The sequence below is a fragment of the Granulicella sibirica genome, assembly GCF_004115155.1.
In the GTDB taxonomy this organism is placed as follows: Bacteria; Acidobacteriota; Terriglobia; order Terriglobales; family Acidobacteriaceae; genus Edaphobacter; species Edaphobacter sibiricus.
This window is the reverse complement of sequence record NZ_RDSM01000007.1, coordinates 92,080-116,740: the sequence shown is the minus strand read 5'-3', so window position 1 is coordinate 116,740 and position 24,661 is coordinate 92,080. Positions and strand designations below refer to the sequence as shown.

The following is a 24,661-nucleotide window of genomic DNA, read 5'->3' as shown; positions in this document are numbered from 1 at the left end:
CAGGAGTAATCTCCGAAGAAGATTGGGCTGTGCTGCAAATTCATTTGGCCTATTGCGAGGGATGCCACAGGGCGTTCGTTCCCAACAAATCTCGATTCCTGAGCGTCATACTATAAATACGAATGCCTCAACAACATTCAGTGATTGATTCCTAGATGGTGCGGACGCTGGCGAGTTCGGCGAGACCGAGCGGGCCCGCCAGACTGATCGCGGACACAGGTTTTCGGCAGTCGCTCCATCGTCGTTAGACTTGATCTGTGTAGACCTTTGCTGCTCATGAAACGCGGTCGATGCTGGATTCTTCCTGCCCACGCTCTTGGATCCTACGAGATTCGGTCAGAGCGACTTTTCCGCGCGCGGGTGATGTGCCCCAAAGTCACTGACACGATTTCAAGATCACCCGCATGTCGGTTCGGCGTGGCGAGACCAGCCGACAGCCATCCTTAACCGAACTTGAGCCCAATCGCTGCATTCTCCTCAGGCGTGGCGAACCAACCATGAGTTTCCGTGGCGAGATCTTTTATCTTTTTTAGCATGGCCTGTGGCGGTGTTCCTTGTTGCAGAGCATTTTTGCGGTACTCAATGACCTCCAAGAGATATCGAAACACATCGCCTCCCGTAATGATGAGACAGACGCAGGGAAGAGAAGAGCTATTTCGCCAGGCGTGCTTCACATTGCTGCCGATCAAGGCAAGTTCACCTTGGCGTACTTTTTGCCAGGCCCCCTTTCCCCCAAGATCCTGATACATCTCCATCTCACCTTCAAGAATGTAAAAGCATTCCGTATCAGCATGTGCATGGAGGTGAATATTCCCGCCCCCTTCGACAGTACCCCGCAAGAACGCAAGGGAGCGCGAACCCGTGAGTTCTGGTGATGCCAGAAATTGAATCCCGGAATGCCCGGTTTCCTGCATTGTTACTGCATTCGTGTCCACGACGACGTCTTGAGGCTTCATCCAATCTCCTTAGTGTTAGAACTGCAATGATGTGACTGCTTCGTCAGACGGCTAACAGCTTCAGAACTGCTCCCCATCTACTGGCCTTTGTCGCTCGCAGCGGCGTAGTTGTCAGAAAGTGACGGTAAGTTTCGGTGTCGGGAACCCTCTTTCCATGTTCCACCACGGAAGTGCAGAACGTAAGATAGCTTCCAAATCAGCAATTGCAGCTTGCCTGACTTTAGGGAGGTTCTCGAGGATGGCCTGCCTAATTACCACCGCCCAGCAATGAAGGGGAATCAGCGCCCCCCGGAGTGTCATCCCAACATCGGTTACCGCGTAAACCAAGCGCGGCGGCACACTTGGGTATTGTGTGTGGTTTATGATCGCGCCCGCCCAAAATGTTCAGAGTCAATGTGAACCTGGTCTTTGCAGTTAGCCTTCCGCGCTTATCTTTGTCTACTTGTAGTGAGTAGCATCGGCTGACGTTTCCAGTAAGTCAGGGAGCGCCATAGCCATTCCAGCGGGCCGAACGCGAAGACACGCAGCCACAGAGAACTAGCGATCAGGTTCAATGCCCAGATAACCGCAACTACGACGTACCACTGGTAGTATTCAAGTTTGCCGTATAGTTTCCATGGACCCCAGGCAAAAAGGAACTGGCAGAGAATGGTGGTGAGGATGTAGTTGCTGAAGGCAGTACGACCAACAAAGGCGACTCGCTCAAGAGTGCTCCGCAAATGCCCGCTTCTGACCAGAAGCAGCAGAATCGAAGTGTTGGCGAGCGTTCCCGCTAACACCTCTGCGGTGTAAGGAATGGCCAGCCATCGGTCAAAGGCAGCGACCGCGAAGCCTGACTTAAAGACTTGCCAAATCCCGAAGAGAACGAGCGGAAGAGCGAGAGCATAGCCGGCAATCACTAATGAAAGATATGCCTGGACCGGAAGCTTGTTGGTCAAGTATCCAGATTTGTAGAGACCCATTCCAGTGACCATGGCACCGAGCCACTCAAGAAACCAGAAGCTTGGAAACTTCAGTTTGAGTATCGCCACTTCCGTGGTGACTCTGGTCGGCCATCCAGCCAGAAAACCCAACCGGCGGGTCCGTAGAGTCTCTTGAATGGCTGCTGCACCCGCTTGTTGACGTTTTGAAGCGTCCTCTAAGAGCGCTCGCTGTGCAACCGTCGCGGAGGTGCCAGCGGCTTTGGCAGCGTTAAGCTGACTCTCTGTGCGCAACGTCGCGGTTACATCAAATGCCCGTGTACTGCCGAACGTTCCACCTACCAGCCAGAGGATGAGACCCAACATAAGCAGCATACGGGCGCCGAGGCGGCGCAGCGGGTAAAGGAAGATTAGTGCCATCGCTGAATAGTCGATCAGGATATCCCCGAACCACAGGATAAAGCCGTGGCAAACACCAAAGACGAGAAGCCATAGATTACGGCGGTAGTAAATGCTCCTCGCGCGCCTTAGAGCGGAGCGCTTTTCAAGTCGCTCTGTCAGTAGCACCACGCCCGCGCCGAAGAGGATGGAGAACATGCTTCGCATCTTGCCTTCAGCAAACATCCACTTGAGCACGACAATGGTGTAGTCGATCCAGGCATGCCAGCCGCTGAAAGCGGGACGGGGTAGGCCTGTGGGAATGTCCCAAAGAGACTCAGGTCCCGCAAAGTCCTCTATATTAAGCATGAGGATGCCCAGTAAAGCTACGCCCCGAAGGACGTCTAGTGTTGGTAGGCGTTGGGTCTGATGTACGGGAGCCTCAGTCGGTCCAGCCTCTACTTCGGGCGTCCCAGGTGGCAGCGGTTCGATTGAAATGGAAGTAAAGTTCTTATCGGGCATCTGCCGTAAGACTATCCGTTCGGCGGAGCCATCACTTTCGTAAAAACGCCATCAAAGCCTACGGCGATACTCGCTCGGCGTTAGGCCCAACTTTTGACGAAATGCGTAGGTGAAGTGAGCCTGGCTGGCAAACCCACAGTCCAGGGCAATGTCAATTAGGTTCAGAGCGGGCTTCACCATCAGTCGGCGAGCTTTTTCCATCCGCAGATCCAGTACGTATTGATGTGGAGAACGACCTGTATTTGAACGGAAAGAGCGTAGCAGATGCCGTTTGCTGTAGCCGATCTCAGTTGCCAGTGTGTGCAAATCCAGATTGGTCTCCGGTGTTGTCTCCAAGCGATTACTTAGACGACGCAACGTGTCGGCATCTATTTTGTTTTTCAACCATACTCCTCCGCTCGCCCCGCGGGTTATATCAAACAGCCGTGTTCGGAGGGAACGAATCAAACGATTTGCATAAAGGCGACCAGAGTGTCCGCCACGCCTCGCTTCGTCGCTCAACTTTTCGAGAGTGTGCTGCAAAGGCTTATCCATAAAACAACGCTTGTCCTGAGAGATGACGCCATCTGCCACGCTACGCGTGTTGCTCTCATTTAGGATCTCTTGCGAGATCTCATGCTTGAAGTCCGGGTCTAAGGCACAAATAAGACCGTAGGTAGGACAGCTCGGACGCACTGCTGGAAGAGCACCAGCTGTGTAAAGGGACAGGGTGCCGGGGTGAACAAGCTTAGGTACAAAGTTTCCATTGACATCTGGGTGATCGCAGCGGAGCGTCTCCGCATTGTTCCACAGACAAAGAACTAAGCCACTCAACTCCGACGCTGGCCACTCGCCGGCAGGAAACTGATGCTGCTCCAAGAGAAGGCCGGCCCAGCCTAGGCCACGGCTTGAAAACATAAGCTGAGACTTGCCGCGCATAAACTCGCGGATGGCCCGAGTCTTCTTGCACGTCGCAACGGTGTCTGTTTCTGATATCTGCATTGACTAGATCATTTCCCACTGAGCTTATGTTCTGGTCCACGTGGCCGTGGCCACCTCTCATTCTGTGATCTGTTCCACAGAAAAACGCATCTTCCTCATCCAAAGCCTCCCCTTATTCAGATCAGTTTTGGTAGAAGACCAACATTTCACCTGGTACAGAAATAGCGAGGCCGATCAGGTCTTGACTCATGCAAATCTTCACTTGCGTGTGTCTTAAACAATTGGGAGGGAGGCTCTGAATGCTTGTCAAAAGTCAAAATCCACGGCACAAATCTTAAGCTGTGGGCGGCCCGCAATGCTGCTGATACGCGGGAGAGATGTTATTTACACTCTCTCCTCATTTCGTTGCATCGGGGTAAATATCCTTCAGATGGGCGGGAGCTTCGGTTCCGATTGTAAGCGCCGGTCGGGGCAGCATGGTGTCTCGCATCGCGGTGTTGTACAAGAAAATAGCCTCGATCACGGCTGCCTGCTTAAGATCCGGCTCACTGAGGTGCTCATAGGTATCCAGTGACGTATGGTGTGTGCGGCTGACGTAGTCCCGTGGATCCTGAATGAACTGAAAACCCGGCAGGCCAGCCAGTTGAAAGGCGGCATGATCGGTGGCTCCAAAGTTGCGCGTGCTGATCGTGGTTAGGCCCAGATCGCCCAAGGGCTTCATCCACTGGGAAAAGATATCGCTCACACCTTGGTTTCCTTCGGTATAGATGCCCAGTAGCTTCCCGGTACCGTCATCCATGTTGTAGTACGCATCGAGCAAGGCTCCTTCGAATTTTGCGGTAGGAGGAGCGACGATCGGCTTCACGATGTTCACGGTAGCCGCATCATCAGGGCTGGACGAAAAATGTATGTCCGCAAAATGCTTGGCAACATAGGCCTGAGATCCAAGGACACCTTGCTCCTCACCACTCCAAAGTGCGATTCGAATGGTTCGGCGTGGCTGCACGTGCAGAGCGTTGAGGACACGCATTGCCTCGATGGCCACAGCTACACCCGCACCATTGTCCGTCGCGCCTGTGCCGGCATACCAACTATCCAAATGACCGCCGACCATCACAACCTCATCTTTGAGTTTGGGATCGGTGCCTGGGATTTCTGCAAGGACGTTGTAGCCCGGTACGTGCTCATCACCAAAGTGCGTGGCAATGTTGAGGCTGACCGTTACAGGAACCTTGTTATCCAGAAGCCTCTGCATCCGCCCCCAAGCTTGCGTCGTGACGACGGCCTCCGGGATCGGTTGCTTATGATCGGCGCGATATACCGACATTCCAAGGCTATCGAAGATATCGACATGGAGAGCGCCGTCGGAACCACCGGGAATCAAGACCGCGACAACACCTTCGTCCGCAAAAAACTTTCCAACGTGTTCGCGGAAGGCAATGCTCTGGAAAAACTTCCGGTAAAGAGCCAGCATGGCCGGTGTGGTTGCATACTGATCGTTCATGTCGCCGTTCAGCGGATACTGAGCGATCTCCGCAAGTTTTTCGGCTGTATCGTGCACCATCTCCGGACCCTGATTGGCATCGAAGGGTGCTTGTTCATAGAGCACGATTCTGCCTTTGAGCATGCCCTTCCAACGTGCCAGGTCATTTTCCGACGTCAGCTCGGTCAGATGGACCACCTCCGCGTTTACCGTGCCGTTTGTCGAGGGCGACCACGGAGTCGCTTGCGCTACGAAAACGCTGTTCGCGGGCTTGACCAGCGCCAAGGACGTGTTTATCTGTGTCCATGCCATGCCGAACTCGCCCCAGCTTTCATGCCGTACATTCTTGCAGCCCATAGTCGTGAGCTGACTGCGTGCCCAATCATCCGCACGCATCATCGCAGGCGAACCTGAAAGACGCGGGCCGATGTCATCCGAGAGGCCGCCTGCATACTCTATGACATGCGAGTGATTGAACTCCTCGTCGCGAATGCGCGAGTACATACCGAGATCGAGCTTTTCCGGTGTGGTCGCTGTAGGCTCGCCGGCGCGGACCGGATCAGCCACGCGCTGTGCTTCAACAAATCTCGTAGCCGGGATCGAGATCGATAAGAAAAAACCCGTGATCAAGAATGGACAGGAAAAAAACTTACAACTACTTCCAATTACCATTGCGGCGATTCTCTCCCTAGGATGAGGCGATGAACTTCTTGAGTCGAAGTGGCCCGCTCAAGTTCCGGTTTAGGTATGGCTAGAGTATTTAGTGCCGCCGGTGCATGAAGCGGTAAGAGCAAATATCAAAATACTTCTGGACTACGAAACTGTTTGACGACGAGAGAAAAGCTATCGATGGCTTGATCGCAAGCACTTGTCACTTATTGCGCTGATGTTGTCCCAATCGGCACGCCGGGTGGTAGTAGACACGCGCGGTGTCGGGTCAAAGCGGTCGGTTCCTGACGCGAGTCATTCAAGTTGACTACTCGCCGAGTAGTGAGCGCATTTTGTTTTGTTCTAAGTGGGACTGACCCATGTATTCACTTTTGACCGATGCAGCATGCATTGTGGCAGAATCGAGCGGTGACACTACTCTTTACGCGCATCTAACTTTGAGAATCGTTTGGGATGACCAAGGTATGAAGTAGATGCAATGAAGCTTCAGACGCGTCCATTTTGCAACGCAGAAAACCCAGGGAATCTCACGCACCTAAGCGCCTGAAGGATAATCAATGCACCTTAGAATTGCACTACTAGCAGGTGACGGCATTGGCCCGGAGGTCATCCAAGAGGCGGTCAACGTCCTTGATGCCGTTGGGGAGGTCGGCGGACACACCTTCGAGTACATGCCATTGCTCATCGGCGGCGCGGGCATCGACGCGCACGGCACGCCCCTACCCAACGAGACCCTGCAGAAAGCACTCACCTGCGATGCCGCACTGCTTGGCGCGGTAGGTGATAACAAGTTCAACAAGCTAGCCCCCAGCGAGCGCCCCGAAGCCGGCCTGCTCAAGATTCGCGCTGAACTCGGCGGATTCGCCAATCTGCGTCCTGCGATCGCCTACAAGGCACTCGCCAACAACAGCCCGTTACGCCACGAGATAACCGAAGGCGCCGACATAATGTTTGTGCGTGAACTTCTCGGTGGCCTCTACTTCGGTGAACCACGCTTGTGGGACAAGCAACTCCGCCGCGCTCACAACACCATGGTCTACACGCAGGATGAGGTCGAGCGAGTTGCAAGGATTGCCTTCGATATTGCAGCCAAGCGCCCGAAGAAAAAGCTCACCAGCGTAGATAAGGCCAACGTACTCGAGTGCTCGCAGATGTGGCGTTTCGTCGTCGATCAGGTCGCGAACGAGTATCCGAACGTCACGGTCGAGCATCAGCTTGTCGACTCGATGGCCATCCACCTCATGACGCGTCCACGCGATTTCGATGTGGTCCTTACCGAAAACCTCTTCGGTGACATCCTCTCCGACGAGAGCGGGGTCATCACCGGCTCACTCGGCATGCTGCCCTCAGCCACGGTCGGCGGCAAGGTCAACCTCTATGAGCCCATACACGGCTCCGCGCCCGATATCGCCGGCCAGGGCAAGGCCAATCCCATCGGCACCATCCTTACCGCAGCGATGATGCTGCGCATTTCTGGCGGTCTGGAGACCGAAGCAAAGGGCATCGAAGACGCTGTGGTTCAGGTGCTCGAAGCTGGGTACCGCACCCCTGACATTTTAAGCCGCAACGTGGACGGTCAACATGCCGTCGACACGCAGTTGATGGGAAGACTCCTCGTCGACCTCGTCAAGGCAAACTTGGCAGCGACCTTGTCGGCCTTGTAGCGTACCCTTTTGCGCTTCAGCCAACAGCCACCGACCATATTATTCCGACTGCTGTCGGAGCGTGAAGCGCGACGTAGTACTTGCTTCAGCGAAGATAAGTCCGGTCAAATCTGAATTCGGCAGCCTCCGCGCTACCACTGCACTACTCACAATGAGGGAAGATGAGCGAACCAAGAACACTGTTTGAAAAAATCTGGCAACAACACCTAGTCGTCGAACCGGTAGGCGAGCCGCCACTCCTCTATATCGACCTGCAACTAGTGCATGAAGTGACGTCGCCACAGGCATTTGAAGGACTACGCCTGGCTGGCCGTAAGTTGCGTCACCCAGAGCGGCACATCGCCACGGTGGATCACAATGTACCCACCACCAGTGTCGAGGACCGGCTGCACATCATCGACCAGATCGCGTCGAAGCAGGTGCAGACGCTCCGTAAGAACTGCACTGACTTCGGCATTGAATTCTTTGACGTGCAGGATGCGTCGCAGGGGATCGTCCACATGATAGGACCCGAGCTCGGTGCCACCAAGCCCGGCATAACAATCGTCTGCGGCGACTCGCACACCTCAACACACGGCGCTTTTGGCGCACTGGCCTTCGGCATTGGCACGTCTGAGGTCGAGCATGTAATGGCAACGCAGACGCTGCCGCTGACCAAACCCAAGACCTTCCGTATCAACGTCGAGGGGGACCTGCCCTTCGGCGTCACAGCCAAGGACATTATCCTCTATATCATCGGCAAGATCGGCACCGACGGCGCTACGGGCCACGTGATCGAGTACGCGGGCTGCTCCATCCGCGCGCTCAGCATGGAAGGTCGCATGACAATCTGTAACATGAGCATCGAAGCAGGTGCGCGCGCCGGCATGATCGCTCCCGACGAGACGACCTTCGAATATCTAAAAAGTCGCCGCTTCTCGCCACAAGGCGAAGCATGGGAACAAGCCGTCGCCCACTGGAAGACGCTGCCCACCGACGAAGGTGCCATCTTCGACCGCGAACTCCACGTTGACGCTTCAACACTCGTACCTGCCGTAACCTGGGGCACGTCTCCCGGCATGCACGCGACGATTGACGGAAAGGTGCCCTCGCTCGAAGATGCGAAGTCCGACGCCGACCGTAAGAGCTTCGCCAGCGCATACGAGTACATGGACCTGAAGCCCGGCATGCACATGGAAGAAATAACGATCGATACGGTCTTCATCGGCTCCTGCACCAACGGCCGGATCGAAGATTTGCGCGCCGCAGCCGCCGTGGTAAGGGGCCACCACATCGCCACGAAGATTCGCGCGATGGTCGTTCCCGGCTCGCAACAGGTCAAGCGCCAGGCTGAAGAAGAGGGTCTCGACATTGTATTCAAAAATGCAGGCTTCGAGTGGCGCGAGCCGGGCTGCTCCATGTGCCTGGGCATGAACCCCGACATCCTGCAGCCCGGCGAACGCTGCGCCTCCACAAGCAACCGCAACTTCGAAGGCCGCCAGGGTCGCGGAGGCCGCACCCACCTCGTAAGCCCTGAAATGGCCGCCGCCGCCGCCATCACCGGCCATTTCACCGACATACGTAAGTGGAAGTCCGCAGAAGGAGTACTACGCCAATGACCCCCATCAACGAACTCAAATCCAAAGCGATGCCGCTGCCGCTGCCCAACATCGACACGGACCAGATAATCCCAAAACAGTTCCTCAAGCGCATTGAGCGCACAGGCTACGGCGACTTTCTTTTTTACGATTGGCGTTACAACCTAGACGTGCCCGATTCCATTACGCCTAATGCTAGCTTCGTGATCAACAAGCCCGAGTACCACGGCGCGCAGATCCTCATCGCCGAGCGCAACTTCGGCTGTGGCTCCTCGCGCGAGCACGCCGCATGGGCGCTCAACCAGTTCGGCTTCCTCGCCGTCATAGCACCCACCTTCGCCGACATTTTCTATTCCAACGCAGGCAAGAACGGCATCATCCTCGTCCGCCTTCAAGAAGACCACGTGAAGACGCTGATGGGCCGCTCCACCAAGAACCCGGACAGTATCATAACCATCAACCTCGAACATCAGACTGTCACCGACGACGAAGGCTTCCATGCCCGCTTCGAAATCGAACCATTTCGAAAGTTTTGCCTGCTCAACGGCTACGATGACATTAGCCTGACCTTGCAACACACCGAAGCACTGACCTCTTTTGAAGCCGCGCACGAGAAACGTCTTTGGGCTATGCCAAAGTCCCATCTAGCGGGTGCTAATCAGCCGGCAATATGACTTCCGTTGGGGATCGACGCCATGACTTAACTCAGTCACACGCTGCAATGTACGTTACACAGAGCTGCTGCGGTCGCCACCGTTTCTGTGCAATCACCCTCCAGCCACCTCTGCTCTTCAGACCTTAGTCGCGATGATCGGCGTTGTTCGGGTACAAGAAACTCCAGGGCCTAAAAACGCATTGTTCACCCGTTGGGAGGTGCTTGCGTCTGGATATACTAAGGCTTCAGTGACTCTCCAAAAGCAACCTCTGAAGTAACAGACATCGGTAAATCGTCGCAGAGAAACATGTTCCTCCGCGAACGTGGAATTTGTTGATGTCGGCAGCGACGGAAGAGCTGATTTGTTCGCAGAGGGCGGACCAGGGCAGCCCACACTGGTCGAAGAGACCCACAGACGCCGACTTCAAAATAGCCAGGGGCTGTGTTACCAATGTCAGTTCTGAAAGTTGGGTTTTTCGCTTTGGCGCATACACAGCTCTTTTTGGCAGTTTAAGCTGTGACCGTTCCCACGAAGAGAACCGTCTCATTCTGTACAAATGTGGAAGAGGGCTTGGCACCGTTCTGCCGAGTCCCCACAGTTGGCTACAACTCAGTCGCCTCTCCTAATGCGGATGCCAGACATGCTATACGACGCAATCATTGTTGGGGATAGCTATGCTGGTTTATCGGCGGGAGTGCAACTCGCGCGTGCTAGACGTGAAGTCTGCATCATCTATTCCGGTCAACCAGGCAACGGATCCGTCAAACGCGTCGTCAGCGACTTTCCTAACCACCACGAAATTGGTGTGATCGATTCAACGTTGTCCGAGCTAGAGCGATACCCTTCCTTGAGAACCATCGATGGTATAGCTGTCGAAGCGCGAAGGGAAGGGACAGGAAGGTTTAGAGTGACCCTCCATTCAGGCGAAAGCCGCGTTGCCTCTAAGTTGCTCTTAGCTTTCGCAGAGAACAACAGCACATTTGCACGACAACTGGGGTGCGTAATAGATGATGGTGCTTTTGGGGCTCTCATCCGGACCGATCCAGGTATGATGACGACTGTTCCGGGAGTGTATGCCACGGGCAATGATGGCCGGTGCACGTCGGGTACGAATTCAGCCGTAGCCGATGGAATCCTGGCAGGTATTTCCATTCATACCGCACTGCTCTGAGGCTTAACGATTGCCGAACTTTGGAACGGGCGGCGGGTCAGCGATCGCATCGAGTTGGAGCGAAGGACCGGCAACTGAATCAGCAACTCCAACGTAATCTGTAACTTATGTGAAGTGTTTTCCGCTGGCTCGCCGCCGCCGCGCTCCCCTCGTGAGACGTTGGTGCCGTCGTGCCTGTTCTCCTTGGATCTCCACCAGGAGGTTCATGTGCCGTTCGAGTTCACCGTTCACCCGATCCGTTGCGATCGTTTTCTCTTGGTCGCATGCGACACTCCCGCTCATGCGTAGCTTTTGTTGCAGTCGCACCGCGGCCTGTCGGCCAATACGCTCGATGCTTATTCGAGGGCATTGGAGAGATATCTTGCATTCTTGAAGTCTACCCGCGTCGCGTCCGTCTCCGCGACGCGTGCGGATGTGGGACGGTATCTCGCTGCGTTGCAGCCTGGCGAGGTTGTTTTAGCGAACGCGACGATACAGCAGCTATTGACAGTTGTTCGCCTATTCCATGGATATTTGATGGAAGAATGGACACGTTCCCACAAACCAGCTGCACAGACCAGCAGCGGACGGGCGATGGTTGCACGCCATCACAAGCTGTCCTGGATTCCCAACGAGGAAGACTGGCATAGCATTCTTGCGGCGGCACGACAGGAGTCCATCCGCAACAGGACGATGCTTGCGTTTGCCTATGACGCTGGACTTCGCCGCGAAGGCTTTGCAGTCTCCAGAGTAGCGACATCGATCCGTCGTGACGCCTGCTCAAGATTCGAGCCGAGAGTACGAAGGGACTCCGCGAGCGCGCTCTTCCTTATTCCGCATCGAGCGGCGAGTTGCTTGTCCGCTATCTCGAACATCGCAGGACATTCGGCAACAAGCGTGGGCCGCTCTTTCTCTCCGAGTCACGCCTTAACTACAGCGATCCCATTTCGATATGGAGTTGGTCGAAGATCGTCCTCCGGATTGCACGCAGAGCTGGCGTCGAACGCTTCTCAACGCACACACTTCGCCATCTCTGTCTGACCGATCTAGCCCATGCAGGCTGGGACATCCACGAGATTGCAAGTTTCGCCGGACATCGCAGCGTGCAGACACGCTGCTCTATATCCATCTCAGTGGATGCGACCTTTCGCTGAAGCTCGCGGCGGGCATGGCTCAGATCCATGCCCGCCGGGTTCAGATGCTGGCGGAGGTCGTTCAGTGACAGCCAAGTGAGTAAGGAAGGATGGACAGCCATGGCACAACAACATCGGGCGGTGGGTTGATACCCTGACCGTCGAACAGCGCTCATCGCTCTTTCAGAGCAGCGCCCGTGCTCAGTGGGGACCAGAGAAGGAGATGCCTAAGAAGGCAGACGACGGACCCTGGACCTGGCCGATTGGTCTCGACCGATACGACCGTAGTTCCACGCGCACGCGTGCGAAGAGGATCTGTTGACACGCTATGCGGAGGCGTATCGCTTCTACAGGTACGGGCGAACGATGGACTTTGGTCCTTCGCTCAACCGGCTGGTGCAGCCGCTGAACGATACGCTCGACTACACGGGCATCAAGACCAACCATCGCAAGTATGTGCTGCTGTTCTTCCTGCGTGAGGTGGCTGAGCGCAAGCGTTCCTTCTGGGGATGGCCCACTGAAGAGTGGATCGATTCCATCGAGCGGAGAAGGATGGATCGTCAGCACATCGTCGCCATCGCTTATCTGCTCTTTGACTTTGCTGACCTACACCGTCTCAAGTGCGACCACGTCGTTTACGGGTGCCTTGCGCGCAAGGTGCTTGGACATGATTACATGAAGATCGTCTCCGACCGGGTCTTCGCATTGCTTCTGGAGTGGGGATACCTCAAGCACGGCATGAGCGCTCGCATCATGCGGACTGTCTTCGAGACGCTCCTGTTCATCCGCTCGCCCCATCTCGACCAGCTCACGTTGGAGCATTTGAAGAAGGTGATCGCACGCAAGCCACCGCGCATCGGCAGCTATTCCATCGTGGCTTTCTCCCGTGTGCTGGCTAGCATGGGAACTGTTCCAGAGGCTCTTGAGATCCATCGATCCGTTCCCGACAAGAAGTCTTCGGCCGCCCTAACTCTCGGCGTGCCGCCTGAGTGGGCGCGCCTCTGCCGTCTCTGGTTTGATCGATCCACGTATGCGAGAAGCTCCAGAACCCAGAGCTTTTACTTCCTGCTCAACGTGGACCGTTGGCTCGGTCATGTCGATCCAACGGTCTTATCACCAGGCGATTGGACGCGCGATCTTGCAGCGGAACTCATCTCCGTCGTCTGTCAGTGGCATGGTGGAGACTGGGGAAGCATCGATCCCGTTCATCTTAGAAGCCGAGGCAAGATACTCGCCCCAAGCACTCGCGCGAGCCGCACCTTCACGCTGCGGATCTTCTTTCGGGATCTTCAGGAGTGGGACCTGATCCCGCGACGGTTCGATCCCATGCGGCATCTGAACATACCGAAGAGTCTCGCCGCTTTGATCGGCCGCAACCCGCGGGTCATCGCCGACGATCTGTGGGGCCAATCTCGTCTGGGCTGGCCTCAACCTCGTTCCCGACGATCTTCCCCGTCGTGGCCCGGCCCATCGAGGGAACTTTCGACGCAACAGTTATCCCATCGAGTTGTGCAGGGCGCTCGCGACGACCTGGCTCTTCGCTGAGCTTCGTAATAACGAGATCCTCAGGCTGCGGGTCGGCTGCATCCGCTGGCAGCGCGATGCAGTCACTGTCCCTGGCACGGGCAACATACTTCCCGCCGATGCGGTCTGTCTGCTCGATGTTCCAGTCAACAAGACCGCAACGGCCTTCACGAAGCCGGTGGATCGTATCGTTGGAAATGCCATCGCTGCCTGGGAGAAGGTGCGTCCGCACGGCGCCAAGCGGGCCGACTGGGAGAGCGGAGAGTTTGTGGACTTTCTCTTCAAGCTCCGGCTCACAGGCGTTTGCAAGTCCTACCTGAACAACACCCTCATCCCCGCGCTTTGCGTTAAAGCCGGCGTGCCGCTGGCCGATGTGCGCGGCAACATTACTACGCATCGGGCGCGTTCCACCATTGGTTCGCAGCTCTTCAACGCGAAGGAACCGATGACTTTATTTGAACTGCAGGAGTGGCTCGGTCACGCAAGTTCGTCAGCGACCCAGCATTATGCGAAGATTACGCCTCTGGAGATGGCCAAGTCCTATGCCGATGCTGGATACTTTGCGCGCGACCTGCGCGCCATCGAGGTGCTGATCGATCAGGATGCCGTTCGCACTGGGATCGCCTCAACTAGACCATGGAAGTTCTATGACCTCGGACACGGTTATTGCACCTATGACTTCTTTGAGCAGTGTCCGCACCGCATGGCCTGTGCCAAGTGCGACTTCTATGTGCCGAAGCGATCGACCGCCGCCCTCATACTCGAAGGGAAAAAGAACCTGCTAAGGATGCTCCAAGAGATTCCTCTCGGAGAGGCCGAACAGGCCGCGATTGACGACGGTCTCTTGGCCTACGAAAAACTATTGATGAAGCTGGCGGATCTACCATGCCCGCAGGTCCGACCCCAAGACAACTCGGGAAAGATCTTGTGCGGATTACTGCGTTGAGACCACCGCGAACGACCTCGTCTGACGCCATGTAACCTTTCGGTGCGATCCGACTTGCTCGTGAGTTAAGCTGATTCGGATCCCAACCGATGATCCGACTTAGTTCGAGCTCGCCTAGGGACTCCGCGACAAGATCTGCTACCCGCAAGCGCAATCAGCCCTGGGCTGTAGGTCTGACTACGATTTCGTTTACGTCGACATCCGACGGCTGATCGATCGCAAACGCGATAGCCCGGGCGATTGCATCGGGCGATATCGCCATCTTGTCTCGCGCGGCTAAAGTCTGAGCCTTTACCTCGGGGTTTGTCATGGATTCGGCAAAATCGGTGTAGATGAAGCCCGGCGAGATCGCGGTCACCCGGAGTTTGTCCCCGGCCTCCTGACGCAGCCCCTCCGATATAGTCCTCACCGCATTTTTAGTGCCGGCATATACCGCCTGAAGAGGAACGATCCGAAGTCCAGCGGTCGACACGATGTTGACGAAGTGCCCGGAGCCCTGCTCCCGAAAGACAGGCAACGCTGCGGCGATGCCGTAGAGAAAGCCTTTCAGATTAACATCGATCATCTCCTCCCAATCCTCGACCTGCAGATCTTCGATGAGTGAGATTGGCCCGATCCCAGCATTGTTGATGAGAACGTCGAGTTGCCCAAAACGCTCGCAGGCCAACGTGACAAGTTGCTGCACGTCGGAACGTCGCTTGACGTCCATCCGTACCACGGCTACTTGACCGCCTACGCTGTGAATACGAGACGCCAAAGCTTGCAAACGGTCGATTCGCCGAGCTCCCAGGACGACCCGTGCTCCCCGCTCAGCGAGCATAACTGCTGCGGCCTCGCCGATGCCACTACTTGCGCCTGTAATAGCAATTACTTTACCCTCGATGCCCAATATGTAGCCTCCCGAAACTGCTGATCGAAACTCTTTCTAATGCCGATACTATGGAACTGTTACAAAAACTTGGTAGCTCGATCGTGCCGAACTTCTGCCTATTCGTGTCGAACGGTAGAATAGTGGCGAGGCTGGGCATCTATGAGGTTTACATCTGCCGAAAGCAGGAAGCTGCACTCGACCCGGACTGCGCTTGCAAGCAAGTTCATCATGAGTGCGGGAGCAGAGGGGAACGATGATCCATGGCTACCAGGAGTGCAGGTTTTCGTCCGATCGGCTCCGACAATGCCTGCTTCTCGCTTTTACGGCCCTGGTCTCGGCATCATTCTTCAGGGACGCAAGTGCATTGAACTGGGCAACGTAACGTACCGATGTGATGGATCGCAGACTATTCTCACCTCAACAGATCTGCCCGTATTGACCCAGGTGACCGAGGCCAGTCCGAAGAAGCCTTACTGCGCGGTATTTCTCAAGATTGACATCGAAGCAGCGAGACAGCTCATCGTAGAACTAGAGTTGGAGGGGCGGGAACGTCAGCCGCTGGGACGCGCATTGGCATCGGGGCCTGTCACTCCAGAATTGTTCAGCGCCCTTGATCGCCTTCTGGAACTCCGTGACAAACCAAAGGATGTCGCGATTCTTGGCAGTCTGATCCATCGGGAGATTCTCTATAGGCTGCTCACGAGCCAACAGGGAGTTCGGCTCCGTGAGATCGTTTCCATCGGAACTCGCAGTAACCGCACAGCGCAAGCAATGGCCTGGATCAGGCAGAATTACAAGAAGTCAGTACGCATGGAAGCTTTGGCCAGCATGGCTGGAATGGGACTTTCAACGTTTCATCATCATTTTCAAGCCATGTCGGCAATGAGCCCGCTACAGTATCAGAAGCGACTACGTCTGCATGAAGCCAGGCGGCTTATGATGTCAGAGTTCCTAGATACTACTAGTGCGGCGCTTGAAGTTGGATACGAAAGTCCAACGCAATTTATTCGCGAGTATGCCAGGCTCTTCGGTCAACCTCCCAGGCGCCACATCCAGTCGCTGCTTGCGAAGTGAGGGCTTTCTCCTCGCCGTAGTTCCAGCCTCCAGAGGGTCAGGGGAAAGCCAAACTATTCACCTCTGGACCAAATGACACAGCCGTCATCTTGAGAGAACGCCTCGCGAGGGGAGTGCGGCGGTGGCGAGCCAGCGGAAAACACTTGCCAGTTGCCCTGATTCCACATATTGCACAGTAACTCAGTTGCATACACCGTTATGTACACCGTTCAACGATCTAATAACGATCAGCTCACCACGGAATGACGTACCCTGTGAGAGAAGGTGCTTTAGGGCTGTCCGGTCCAAGCAGAGTGAGAGCACCGATTCAACCGGGTGGGAGGACAGTTTGCTCGGGTACTCGCTCCTGGGAACGTCAGCGGCGGCGGCTTGGGTAGTTTTCTTCTACATCGCTCGCATCGAAGTCGTGGTACGTCTTCGACGGGGTTCTTCCTCGGCCGCCCCGGGTGGCTTCAGGGACCGCGCGCGAGACGCGACGGACAAAAACCGCAGGCACGAAGCGATGCACCGGTCTGGTTGAGTTTGGTGTACGTCACCACACGCTTGTGTCGGCGCTCTAATGCCTCACGGTCCGCATGCCCGTACAGCATCGAGTACGCATTATCGTCAGCTCTTTCGGTTGAAGCATAATGACGCCGAAGTCGTAGCCCTGACGTCATGATTCCAACTCTGTCGACACGATCGAAGACGACCCGCCCATACCTCCAGACGAGGAGAAGATCAGGGTGTCAACGGTGCGTCGCGAGAAAGGCTCGCGCTTGCGTAAATGCCATGGGAGCGGCAATCAATCAACCAAGTAAGCACCGTATCGAAAACGCGCCAAGCCGCTCATCGAGTCGACAGCGCGCCGGTGCTCTTTGAGGAGACGAGACTCAAAGTCAAAGACGTCGCCCTCAGACCATCTCCGATGCGACGCCAGGAGATGTGCCAAGGATGTGAAAATTCCGCGAAGGATTGACCACATCATGTGCGCCCACACATACTAACTTTTGCTACCGACATTTGCGCATACGCCAAGGCCAGAAATTCGAATGACAGAATTCATGGCCTTGGCTAAATTAGGGAGTCCGCCGTCCCGTCTTAGTTAGTTAGTTGTCGTTGATGGGCTAGGAACGCCTGCTCGACATCGATGCGTCGCACTATAGTGAGGCCTTCGCGATTGAGCAAAAATGTCGTCCCGGTATCTTCATTCTGTAATTGATGTTCTACCTGTCTTACGATAGCGAGGACTATAGGCTGATCCCGCGAGGTAGTGTCAATGACTTCATATTCTTTGCGCGCTGGTCGCGCCGAACGCTCCGCCTGGTCCACCTCCGAGGCGCCAGGTTTATCCATAATCAGCGTAGAACCGTTGTCTTTCAGTGCGGACACTTCGTGTAACGCGGGGCGCTTTTCGTCGCGTAGGTCGAGAATTGCCGCTCCTTTCCCATTCCGATAGCGTACCAGCGCGGTCTTGTCGCTCAGATAGTCGATAAAGTCGAATGGGCCGCTGGCGGCGAGCTGCTGTGTAGCTTTCAACTTGATCCGTGAAGGATCAGTCACATCGAAAATGAGCAATCGAGAACCATTTTGCTGTTCTTCGTAAAGATAGTAACCGCCGTCTCTATTGGGGTACAGGAAGAGGTCTTCTCCGGGTACTTGAGCAGCGTCAGGAAGATTCTGTGGGGACATGACAATCAGCTTTCCCGAGGCCGAACGAATCTGAGCATTGCTAGAGATTGAGAGGGCCATAGCAGTAAAAGCCGCAAGCAAAACATTGCGGACACGTTCCTTATTCATTTCTCTCCTTGACATTTGATCGGTTGTAAAATCTGGTGGTGAAAGTTTTCATTCGGTCACTGCATCGGACTGACACATTGCATAGTCTCAATTTTGTAACCCTGTGTTTTGATGCAAGAGAACGATTGCAAAAGATAACGGTTTTGAGACAGGGGACGGATTGTTCCTGACAAGTTGCTAAGGGGAGACGCTCGGAACTTGGACGAAACTGTGCTCGACCACTCTGAATAATCTGAATCGATCAGCTACGAGAATTTGGTTTCAACTGGCTAGTTCTGTACACGCGGCATAAGTACCAGCCTCAGCGAGTGCCCGGCTCGAAGTGTGCCATTGGAGAAGAGAAACACTAAACAAGGAGAGCAACTGGGACGATGCAAGCGATACCCGCTTGCGCGGGCGGTAAACCTGTTGCCGCAGATCGAGATATCGATCGCGAACGGAAGACGAGAGTTCTGGCGTGTAAGGAATTCGGTATCGTGGAGCAGACAAACCTCCGCTGGCGCAAGAAATACTGTGGGTTACAAGGCACCAGGCGGAGCTGCTTAGAGAGATAAAGCAAGAGGTCAAAGCTTAAGGGCCTAGTAGCGAACCCGAGTCTGGACAACCTGACGTTTAAGGAATCCGCACCGAGAGTGTATGGTTCGCCCCGTTCTTGCGAGCGCAGTTCTACTTCTGACACATAGTGGTCTGCGCAAATGTATACGGCCTCGCAAGTGGGCTGCTTTTGGCGACCACGCGATGATGAAATCCGCGCATGCCGTTTCCAATAACTTGTAGCGGTGTTGAGGAAGACTGATTTCCCGCTCGGACCAACCCATGCCGATCGACCATTGTGTCATCGGTTCTCTGCGCTGCAAACTTAGGAAGGGCCTTTGTCAGGCATCAGCCCAACGTCAATGCCGTACACCGTAGCATTCACAATGCGCTTCCTCATGGCGGTGTCCTTCCGCTGCTTGGTCATAGTGGGTTCCCCGTTGAAGTCCGAGCGAATCATCCCATCACATCTGAGCCCAGAACATTATATGGAACGCGACTGCGGGCCAACGATAACAATTGGTTGGAGACTATCTTGTGACTTGTCCTGCCAAGGCAAGACCAGGGGGCCTTGCAAGCTGGCCCGAGGTGTTAGCTTCTCCGTAATGAATGAATTAATTGACAACACAAATAGCCTTCACACTTGCTCTGTTGATGAGGATGATCGAGTTCGTCTAGGCCGACGAGCTGGGTTTATAGAGTGCGCCCGCCGAGCCCTTTGTTCCCCTGGATTGAAAGCGTTCCTGGCTGCCGCACTCGGACTCGCCGTTTCGTGCCCTGCTCGCGGCGCAGAGCCGCCAGCGCCGTCGCACTGGACGATCATCCATGCGGGGATGTTGCTGTCGGACGCCCGGACTGATCCTCAGCCAAAGATGTCAATCCTGGTGAAGGACGACACGATTACGGCGATTCGCGACGGCTATGTCGGCGCGGAAGCGATCCCCGCTCCTAAGCCTGAGCACGTGAAGATGGTGGAGCTGCAGAATCAGTTTGTCATGGCCGGCATGGTCGATGCGCATACGCATATCGTTTTCCCCAACTTGGACGTTGCCATAGGCTTGTTTAACGTCGGCCTCATGCTTCGGGGCGGAGCCACCACGGTGCGCGATGCCGGAAGCTCACCGGAGGCGATCTTTCCGTTGCGCGATGCTATCGTGGAGGGGTCAATCCTCGGACCGCGTATTATGGCGTCGGGATCACCGCTCTCGATCACGGGGGGGCACGCGGATTTCCGCAATGGCAAGCTGCAAGACGAACTCTCACCACCTGCCTACTCGAGCGCGGTGTGCGACGGAGTGAACGAGTGCGAGAAGGCGACCCGCAAGCAGATCCAGTTCGGCGCCGATCAGATCAAGGTGATGGCGAGCGGCGGAGTCTCCGACGATTCCGATACTGGTCTGGGCCCAGCATTCTCTGAGGCGGAGCTGAAGGCAATTGTCGTTACGGCACACCGCATGCACAGGACCGTCATGGCGCATGCGCTCTCCGCAGAGTCGATCGAAGCCGCCGTCGACGCGGGGGTCGACTCCGTCGAGCACGGTGACTTCCTGAATGAAGAGGTCGCAAGATTAATGGCGCAGCACCATGTTTTCTTCGATCCGACGCTGTACTCTCTGGTGGCGCTCCAGAACGCGATCGATCATCCGACGCCTTCGATCCCGATGACGGAGAAGAACATTCGCAAGTTCCGGACGATGATGGCTACCGCTCCACGGATCGCTGAAAGAATGGCTCTGGCGAAACGCTTCGGGCTCACTATCCTCGCCGGATCGGACAACGGCGGTATCATCACGGACGAAGTCGTCGCGCTGGTCGAGCAGGGCCACTTGTCGCCACGGGAAGCGTTAGTCGCGTCTACGGTCAACGGAGCCGATGCGCTTCATCTGTCCGGTCAGATCGGAACGCTTGCTCCCGGCAAGTCGGCGGACGTTATCGCCTTCGACGGCAATCCGCTCACCAACATTGAAGACTGCCACAAGCTGCATTTTGTGATGGCCCGTGGACACGTCGCGGTCAGCCCGGACACCGGCGAAGGAGATCCGACACCAGCGTCCACTCTGCCGAAGTAACTTGAAATCCCAAACCTGTAGTTAAGAGTCCGTTGCAGACTATTTTGCGACCCGTCCTGCCAAGGCAAGAGCAGGGGGCCTTGCAAGCTGGCGCGAAGTGTTAGCTTCTCCGAATGAACGAATTACTTGACAACACAAATATCCTTCAAACTCGCTCTGTTGATGAGGATGATCGAGTTCGTCTAGGCCGACGAGCTTGGTTCATAGAGTGCACCCGCCGAGCCCTTTGTTCCCTTGGATTGAAAGCGTTCCTGGCTGCCGCACTCGGACTCTCCGTTTCGTGCCCTGCTCGCGGCGCAGAGCCGCCAGCGCCGTCGCACTGGACGATCATTCATGCGGGGATGTTGCTGTCGGACGCCCGGACCGATCCTCAGCCAAAGATGTCAATCCTGGTGAAGGACGACACGATTACGGCGATTCGCGACGGCTATGTCGGCGCGGAAGCGATCCCCGCCCCGAAGCCCGAGTACGTGAAGATGGTGGAACTGCAGAATCAGTTTGTCATGGCCGGCATGGTCGATGCTCACACGCATATCGTCGATCCCAACCTCGATTTCGGAATGGGCCTGTATAACGTCGGCTTCATGGTGCGGGGCGGCGCCACCACGGTGCGTGACGCCGGGAGTGTGCCGGAGGGGATCTTTCCGCTACGCCAAGCCATCGCGGAGGGGTCGATCCTTGGGCCACGCATTCTGGCGTCTGGATCGCCGCTCACCATTACGGGAGGTCACGCGGATTTCCGCAATGGCAAGCTCCAAGCGGAATTATCGCCACCTCTCTACTCCCGCGCGGTATGCGACGGCGTAGATGAGTGCGAGAAGGCGACGCGTAAGCAGGTGCAGTTCGGCGCCGACCAGATCAAAGTGATGGCGAGCGGCGGAGTCTCCGACGATTCCGATACTGGATTAGGCCCGGCGTTTTCGGATGCGGAGCTGAGGGCGATCGTCGATTCGGCGCACCGCCTGCACAGGACCGTGATGGCGCACGCGCTCTCCGCGGAGTCGATCAAAGCCGCCGTTGACGCGGGAGTCGACTCCATCGAGCACGGCGACTTCCTGAATGAAGAGGTCGCAAAATCAATGGCGCAACACCATGTTTTCTTCGATCCGACGCTGTACGTTCTTGTGGCGATCCAGAACGTAATCGATCATCCGACCCCTTCGATCCCGATGACGGAGAAGAACATTCGCAAATTCCACGAGCTGATGAAGACTGCTCCACCGATCGCTGAAAGAATGGCTCTGGCGAAGCGCTTCGGGCTCACTATTCTCGCCGGATCGGACGACGGGGGCACGGTCACGGACGAGGTGGTCGCGCTAGTGGAGCAGGGCCACTTGTCTCCACGGGAAGCACTCGTCGCGTCTACGGTCAACGGAGCCGAGGCGGTTCATTTGTCTGATCAGATAGGAACGCTTGCTCCCGGCAAGTCGGCGGACGTTATCGCCTTTGACGGCAATCCGCTCACCAATATCGAGGACTGCCACAAGCTGCATTTTGTGATGGCTCGAGGACACGTCGCCGTCAACCCGGACACCGGCGAAGGAGACCCGACACCAGCTTCCACTATGCCGAAGTAACTTGAAATCAACTCGTCCTTGACGGGGGGTCGGCAGGGTCGATGGATGGTTTTGATCGAAACCGTGACCACAAAGCATACGGGAGATACGGAAACCCCTCACATTCGGGCGATAGAAGACCAGCTTCGCCCGTTGTGATCGGCTAATGCTCTTATGTAGGCAGTACCCGTAATCCTGGCACTGGCGGGCAGTGTCGGAGACCGCCGGGACTGTATTCAACGTAGTTTTTCTCGAGGTGTCACAGTGCACATTGGACTTATCGGCGGCATCGGCCCTGCGTCGACCGAATATTATTACCGGGCACTGACCAAGCGGCACGCCGCTGCAGGCCAGAGGCTATCGCTGACTATTGCGAACGCGCATGCGCCAGAACTGGTGGCCAATATGGAGGCGGCGAATGCGAGCGGCCAAGCTGAATGCTTCGCCGGCTATGTCAATCAGTTGCGAGCGGGCGGCTGTGAAGCCGTTGCATTGAGTTCTATGGGGGCTCATTTCTGCATCAAGGAATTAGAAGCCGTTTCTTCGCTCCCGGTCATCAGCGCAATCCCTTCGCTAGAATCGCACTTTCTTACCATGGGCGTAACCCGTGTCGGCGTGCTTGGGACAACATCCGTAATGCAGTCCAAGCTTTACGGGATAGGCTCTGTCGAGGTCATCGTGCCCCCAGCTGAAGAACTCGGGAAAGTCCACTCTAACTACATTGCCATGGCGTTGTCCGGTGCAGCGACTGACGATCAGCGCAGATTCTTTGCCTCTGCAGGGTTGAATCTCTACCGCGATCGCGGTGCGGAGGTCATAGTTCTTGGCGGGACTGATCTGTTCCTTGCGTTCAAAGGAAGGGAGGGTGACTATGGTTATCCTATTGTCGACAGCGCTCTGATTCACGCTGAAGCGATTGCGCGGGTCGCGATGGGCACGATATAGCAAGAGCCATGAACGCCAGTACACCCGCAACGGCGCGCCACGCCTCGCCCCGTCGTGGAAACAGTCGATCTAAGTGATTCTTATGGGTTATGGGAAACTGACGGCATCGCACTTTTCGTGTTTCTAGCAACTGTGCCCGAGTGTCACAGCCGGAGATGAGACTCCTCTAGGGGTCTCGCACGGATCCTCGTCCGCCTGCTAGTTTCTGCAGCCTCGGCGACATAGCTGGAGCCCTGACACTTCTGATAGGAAACCAACAGATCGTTCCCCCTTTGTCCAAGGGGCCCTTGCATTGTGGGCAAGTGCTCAGGGGGTTGGCTGACGGTCTTCGGAGTGGCGGACGTGGACCAGTCGCCACGTCCCAGATTCTCTGCGGTAGGCCTGCGTTTCGACGCCATGTGCGGTCACAGCCGATCCGTCTTTCCGCATTGTCGCGTAAAAAGTCCAGTGGAATTCAGACCAACCAGTATCACCGTTCACATAGATCGTCATGCCACGCGTCTGAAGATCGCGTTTCGAAAACATGCCACCCATTACGTTCTGAAAAACATGCTGCTCGATTGCATCGAAGCCGTGTTCTTCGCCCAGTGGATAGATGAACGAGACCTCGGGCGAGTGAGACCAGATTTCCGAGAGCAAGTTCAGATCAACGGTGTCCACGGCCTTAGTGTACTGCTCGATGAGGTGGTGGATTGCCAGAACGTCACCCCGGGGGCCGGGGCCGGTCTGGGCGGCGGCGTACGCCGGCATGAGGCAGAGCACAGCGGCTATTAGGATGCGGGTGCCCATAAACCCTCTAATCTGGTTCATCGTTTCAGAATGAGCCAATAGACGCCTCTTCGCTTCGGCAAAGGCCAATCCGCCTATCGATATCAGTCCCTTCGTTAGGAATGTCAGGTCCGGTCGTTGCCAATCCCAGCGCAAGCACAAGAAGGGCTATGCTCGTTTTGGGTATTGCGTCCTAGTGGTTCATCGGCCTTTTCGGCGAGTGTCTCAAGCACCCTAATGTCTACATCCGCGAGCTTCTTGATGTAAAGGCATCCCTTGCCGGTAGTGTGTCTGCCGAGTTTAGCGAGTAACGGCTCAGCACCATCAAAGCCGATCATGCCGTACAAAACATTTGCGGCCTTACGTGGCGATTATGTATGGTCCGCGGCGTGACTGCAAGGATTAGTTTGGTCGAGAGACAAGTCTGCGGCAATGTATTCGGCCTTTGGTGGAGCCGCGTGCTCCTGGCCAGGATGAGTTCCGCTGCGCATCTGTCCTAACAAGCCGATCGGTCGTTGAGGCCCTTATCGTCAACAGGTTTCAGATACGCCGTTGTGACTGTTCTT

General features: G+C 55.8%; 18 protein-coding genes and 1 pseudogene. 11 read left to right on the top strand and 8 right to left on the bottom strand.

Annotation, left to right across the window (positions count from 1 at the left end):
- Positions 1 to 443 precede the first annotated feature (443 nt).
- The 5 genes from GRAN_RS24735 to GRAN_RS24715 all read right to left on the bottom strand — a co-directional run bounded on the left by GRAN_RS24735 (position 444) and on the right by GRAN_RS24715 (position 5,747).
- Positions 444 to 956 (bottom strand): cupin domain-containing protein, encoded by a 513-nt coding sequence (locus tag GRAN_RS24735; RefSeq protein ID WP_128915746.1) that lies wholly within the window; start codon positions 954 to 956, stop codon positions 444 to 446.
- A gap of 111 nt (positions 957 to 1,067) precedes the next feature.
- Positions 1,068 to 1,319, bottom strand: a complete 252-nt coding sequence (locus tag GRAN_RS27230) for a hypothetical protein (RefSeq protein ID WP_421800891.1) — start codon at positions 1,317 to 1,319, stop codon at positions 1,068 to 1,070.
- Between the two features lie 65 nt (positions 1,320 to 1,384).
- Positions 1,385 to 2,623 (bottom strand): DUF418 domain-containing protein, encoded by a 1,239-nt coding sequence (locus GRAN_RS24725; protein WP_161571171.1) that lies wholly within the window; start codon positions 2,621 to 2,623, stop codon positions 1,385 to 1,387.
- A 204-nt stretch (positions 2,624 to 2,827) separates the two neighbouring features.
- Positions 2,828 to 3,757, bottom strand: coding sequence for a helix-turn-helix transcriptional regulator (locus GRAN_RS24720; protein WP_128915744.1), 930 nt, complete (start codon positions 3,755 to 3,757; stop codon positions 2,828 to 2,830).
- Between the two features lie 337 nt (positions 3,758 to 4,094).
- Positions 4,095 to 5,747, bottom strand: a complete 1,653-nt coding sequence (locus tag GRAN_RS24715) for a M20/M25/M40 family metallo-hydrolase (protein ID WP_241655141.1) — start codon at positions 5,745 to 5,747, stop codon at positions 4,095 to 4,097.
- 659 nt (positions 5,748 to 6,406) lie between these two features.
- Here GRAN_RS24715 and leuB point away from each other — a divergent pair.
- The 7 genes and pseudogenes from leuB (at position 6,407) to GRAN_RS24690 (ending at position 14,499) form a co-directional block, all read left to right on the top strand.
- On the top strand, positions 6,407 to 7,513 hold the full coding sequence (gene leuB / locus GRAN_RS24710) for a 3-isopropylmalate dehydrogenase (RefSeq protein ID WP_128915742.1): 1,107 nt from the start codon (positions 6,407 to 6,409) through the stop codon (positions 7,511 to 7,513).
- Positions 7,514 to 7,674: 161 nt separating this feature from the next.
- On the top strand, positions 7,675 to 9,111 hold the full coding sequence (leuC, locus tag GRAN_RS24705) for a 3-isopropylmalate dehydratase large subunit (protein ID WP_128915741.1): 1,437 nt from the start codon (positions 7,675 to 7,677) through the stop codon (positions 9,109 to 9,111).
- Positions 9,108 to 9,764 carry a 3-isopropylmalate dehydratase small subunit gene (gene leuD, locus GRAN_RS24700; protein WP_128915740.1) on the top strand — a complete coding sequence of 219 codons (657 nt, stop codon included), beginning with the start codon at positions 9,108 to 9,110 and terminating at the stop codon, positions 9,762 to 9,764. Before leuC ends, leuD begins: the two co-directional genes overlap by 4 nt.
- Positions 9,765 to 11,208: 1,444 nt before the next feature.
- Positions 11,209 to 11,430 (top strand): annotated as a pseudogene (locus GRAN_RS27225) (site-specific integrase); the annotation flags it as partial.
- A gap of 242 nt (positions 11,431 to 11,672) precedes the next feature.
- On the top strand, positions 11,673 to 12,050 hold the full coding sequence (locus GRAN_RS27220; RefSeq protein WP_421800890.1) for a tyrosine-type recombinase/integrase: 378 nt from the start codon (positions 11,673 to 11,675) through the stop codon (positions 12,048 to 12,050).
- A gap of 297 nt (positions 12,051 to 12,347) precedes the next feature.
- On the top strand, positions 12,348 to 13,574 hold the full coding sequence (locus GRAN_RS25680) for a hypothetical protein (RefSeq protein ID WP_161571170.1): 1,227 nt from the start codon (positions 12,348 to 12,350) through the stop codon (positions 13,572 to 13,574).
- Positions 13,537 to 14,499 (top strand): site-specific integrase, encoded by a 963-nt coding sequence (locus GRAN_RS24690; RefSeq protein ID WP_161571169.1) that lies wholly within the window; start codon positions 13,537 to 13,539, stop codon positions 14,497 to 14,499. The genes GRAN_RS25680 and GRAN_RS24690 overlap by 38 nt, the downstream gene beginning before the upstream one ends.
- Before the next feature lie 154 nt (positions 14,500 to 14,653).
- On the opposite strand, the gene GRAN_RS24685 is transcribed toward GRAN_RS24690, so the two are convergent.
- Complete coding sequence (locus GRAN_RS24685; RefSeq protein WP_241655140.1) at positions 14,654 to 15,388, bottom strand: SDR family oxidoreductase; 735 nt, start codon at positions 15,386 to 15,388, stop codon at positions 14,654 to 14,656.
- A 141-nt stretch (positions 15,389 to 15,529) separates the two neighbouring features.
- Between GRAN_RS24685 and GRAN_RS24680 the strand changes: the two genes are divergently transcribed.
- Positions 15,530 to 16,444, top strand: coding sequence for an AraC family transcriptional regulator N-terminal domain-containing protein (locus GRAN_RS24680; RefSeq protein WP_128915737.1), 915 nt, complete (start codon positions 15,530 to 15,532; stop codon positions 16,442 to 16,444).
- A 1,080-nt stretch (positions 16,445 to 17,524) separates the two neighbouring features.
- Here GRAN_RS24680 and GRAN_RS24675 read toward each other — a convergent pair.
- A complete protein-coding gene (locus GRAN_RS24675) occupies positions 17,525 to 18,223 on the bottom strand; it encodes an LVIVD repeat-containing protein (RefSeq protein ID WP_128915736.1) in 699 nt (232 codons plus the stop codon).
- Between the two features lie 1,406 nt (positions 18,224 to 19,629).
- Here GRAN_RS24675 and GRAN_RS24670 point away from each other — a divergent pair.
- The 3 genes from GRAN_RS24670 (at position 19,630) to GRAN_RS24655 (ending at position 23,327) form a co-directional block, all read left to right on the top strand.
- Entirely contained in the window at positions 19,630 to 20,826 is a 1,197-nt protein-coding gene (locus GRAN_RS24670; protein WP_161571167.1) for a metal-dependent hydrolase family protein, read from the top strand.
- Positions 20,827 to 21,206: 380 nt separating this feature from the next.
- Positions 21,207 to 22,403, top strand: a complete 1,197-nt coding sequence (locus GRAN_RS24665) for a metal-dependent hydrolase family protein (protein WP_161571166.1) — start codon at positions 21,207 to 21,209, stop codon at positions 22,401 to 22,403.
- Between the two features lie 243 nt (positions 22,404 to 22,646).
- Positions 22,647 to 23,327 carry an aspartate/glutamate racemase family protein gene (locus GRAN_RS24655; RefSeq protein WP_161571165.1) on the top strand — a complete coding sequence of 227 codons (681 nt, stop codon included), beginning with the start codon at positions 22,647 to 22,649 and terminating at the stop codon, positions 23,325 to 23,327.
- A gap of 306 nt (positions 23,328 to 23,633) precedes the next feature.
- Here the strand turns inward: GRAN_RS24655 and GRAN_RS24650 are convergent, their stop codons facing one another.
- The gene (locus tag GRAN_RS24650; RefSeq protein ID WP_161571164.1) at positions 23,634 to 24,116 is read right to left on the bottom strand and encodes a YybH family protein; all 483 of its coding nucleotides are present in this window, start codon (positions 24,114 to 24,116) and stop codon (positions 23,634 to 23,636) included.
- Positions 24,117 to 24,661: the final 545 nt, after the last annotated feature.

Coding starts and splice junctions, on each gene's coding strand:
- GRAN_RS24735 (WP_128915746.1), bottom strand. CDS start 956: ATGAAGCCTCAAGACGTCGTCGTGGACACGAATGCAGTAACAATGCAG.
- GRAN_RS24725 (WP_161571171.1), bottom strand. CDS start 2,623: ATGCTTAATATAGAGGACTTTGCGGGACCTGAGTCTCTTTGGGACATT.
- GRAN_RS24720 (WP_128915744.1), bottom strand. CDS start 3,757: ATGCAGATATCAGAAACAGACACCGTTGCGACGTGCAAGAAGACTCGG.
- leuB (WP_128915742.1), top strand. CDS start 6,407: ATGCACCTTAGAATTGCACTACTAGCAGGTGACGGCATTGGCCCGGAG.
- leuC (WP_128915741.1), top strand. CDS start 7,675: ATGAGCGAACCAAGAACACTGTTTGAAAAAATCTGGCAACAACACCTA.
- leuD (WP_128915740.1), top strand. CDS start 9,108: ATGACCCCCATCAACGAACTCAAATCCAAAGCGATGCCGCTGCCGCTG.
- GRAN_RS24680 (WP_128915737.1), top strand. CDS start 15,530: ATGAGGTTTACATCTGCCGAAAGCAGGAAGCTGCACTCGACCCGGACT.
- GRAN_RS24675 (WP_128915736.1), bottom strand. CDS start 18,223: ATGAATAAGGAACGTGTCCGCAATGTTTTGCTTGCGGCTTTTACTGCT.
- GRAN_RS24670 (WP_161571167.1), top strand. CDS start 19,630: ATGTCAATCCTGGTGAAGGACGACACGATTACGGCGATTCGCGACGGC.
- GRAN_RS24665 (WP_161571166.1), top strand. CDS start 21,207: ATGTCAATCCTGGTGAAGGACGACACGATTACGGCGATTCGCGACGGC.
- GRAN_RS24650 (WP_161571164.1), bottom strand. CDS start 24,116: ATGGGCACCCGCATCCTAATAGCCGCTGTGCTCTGCCTCATGCCGGCG.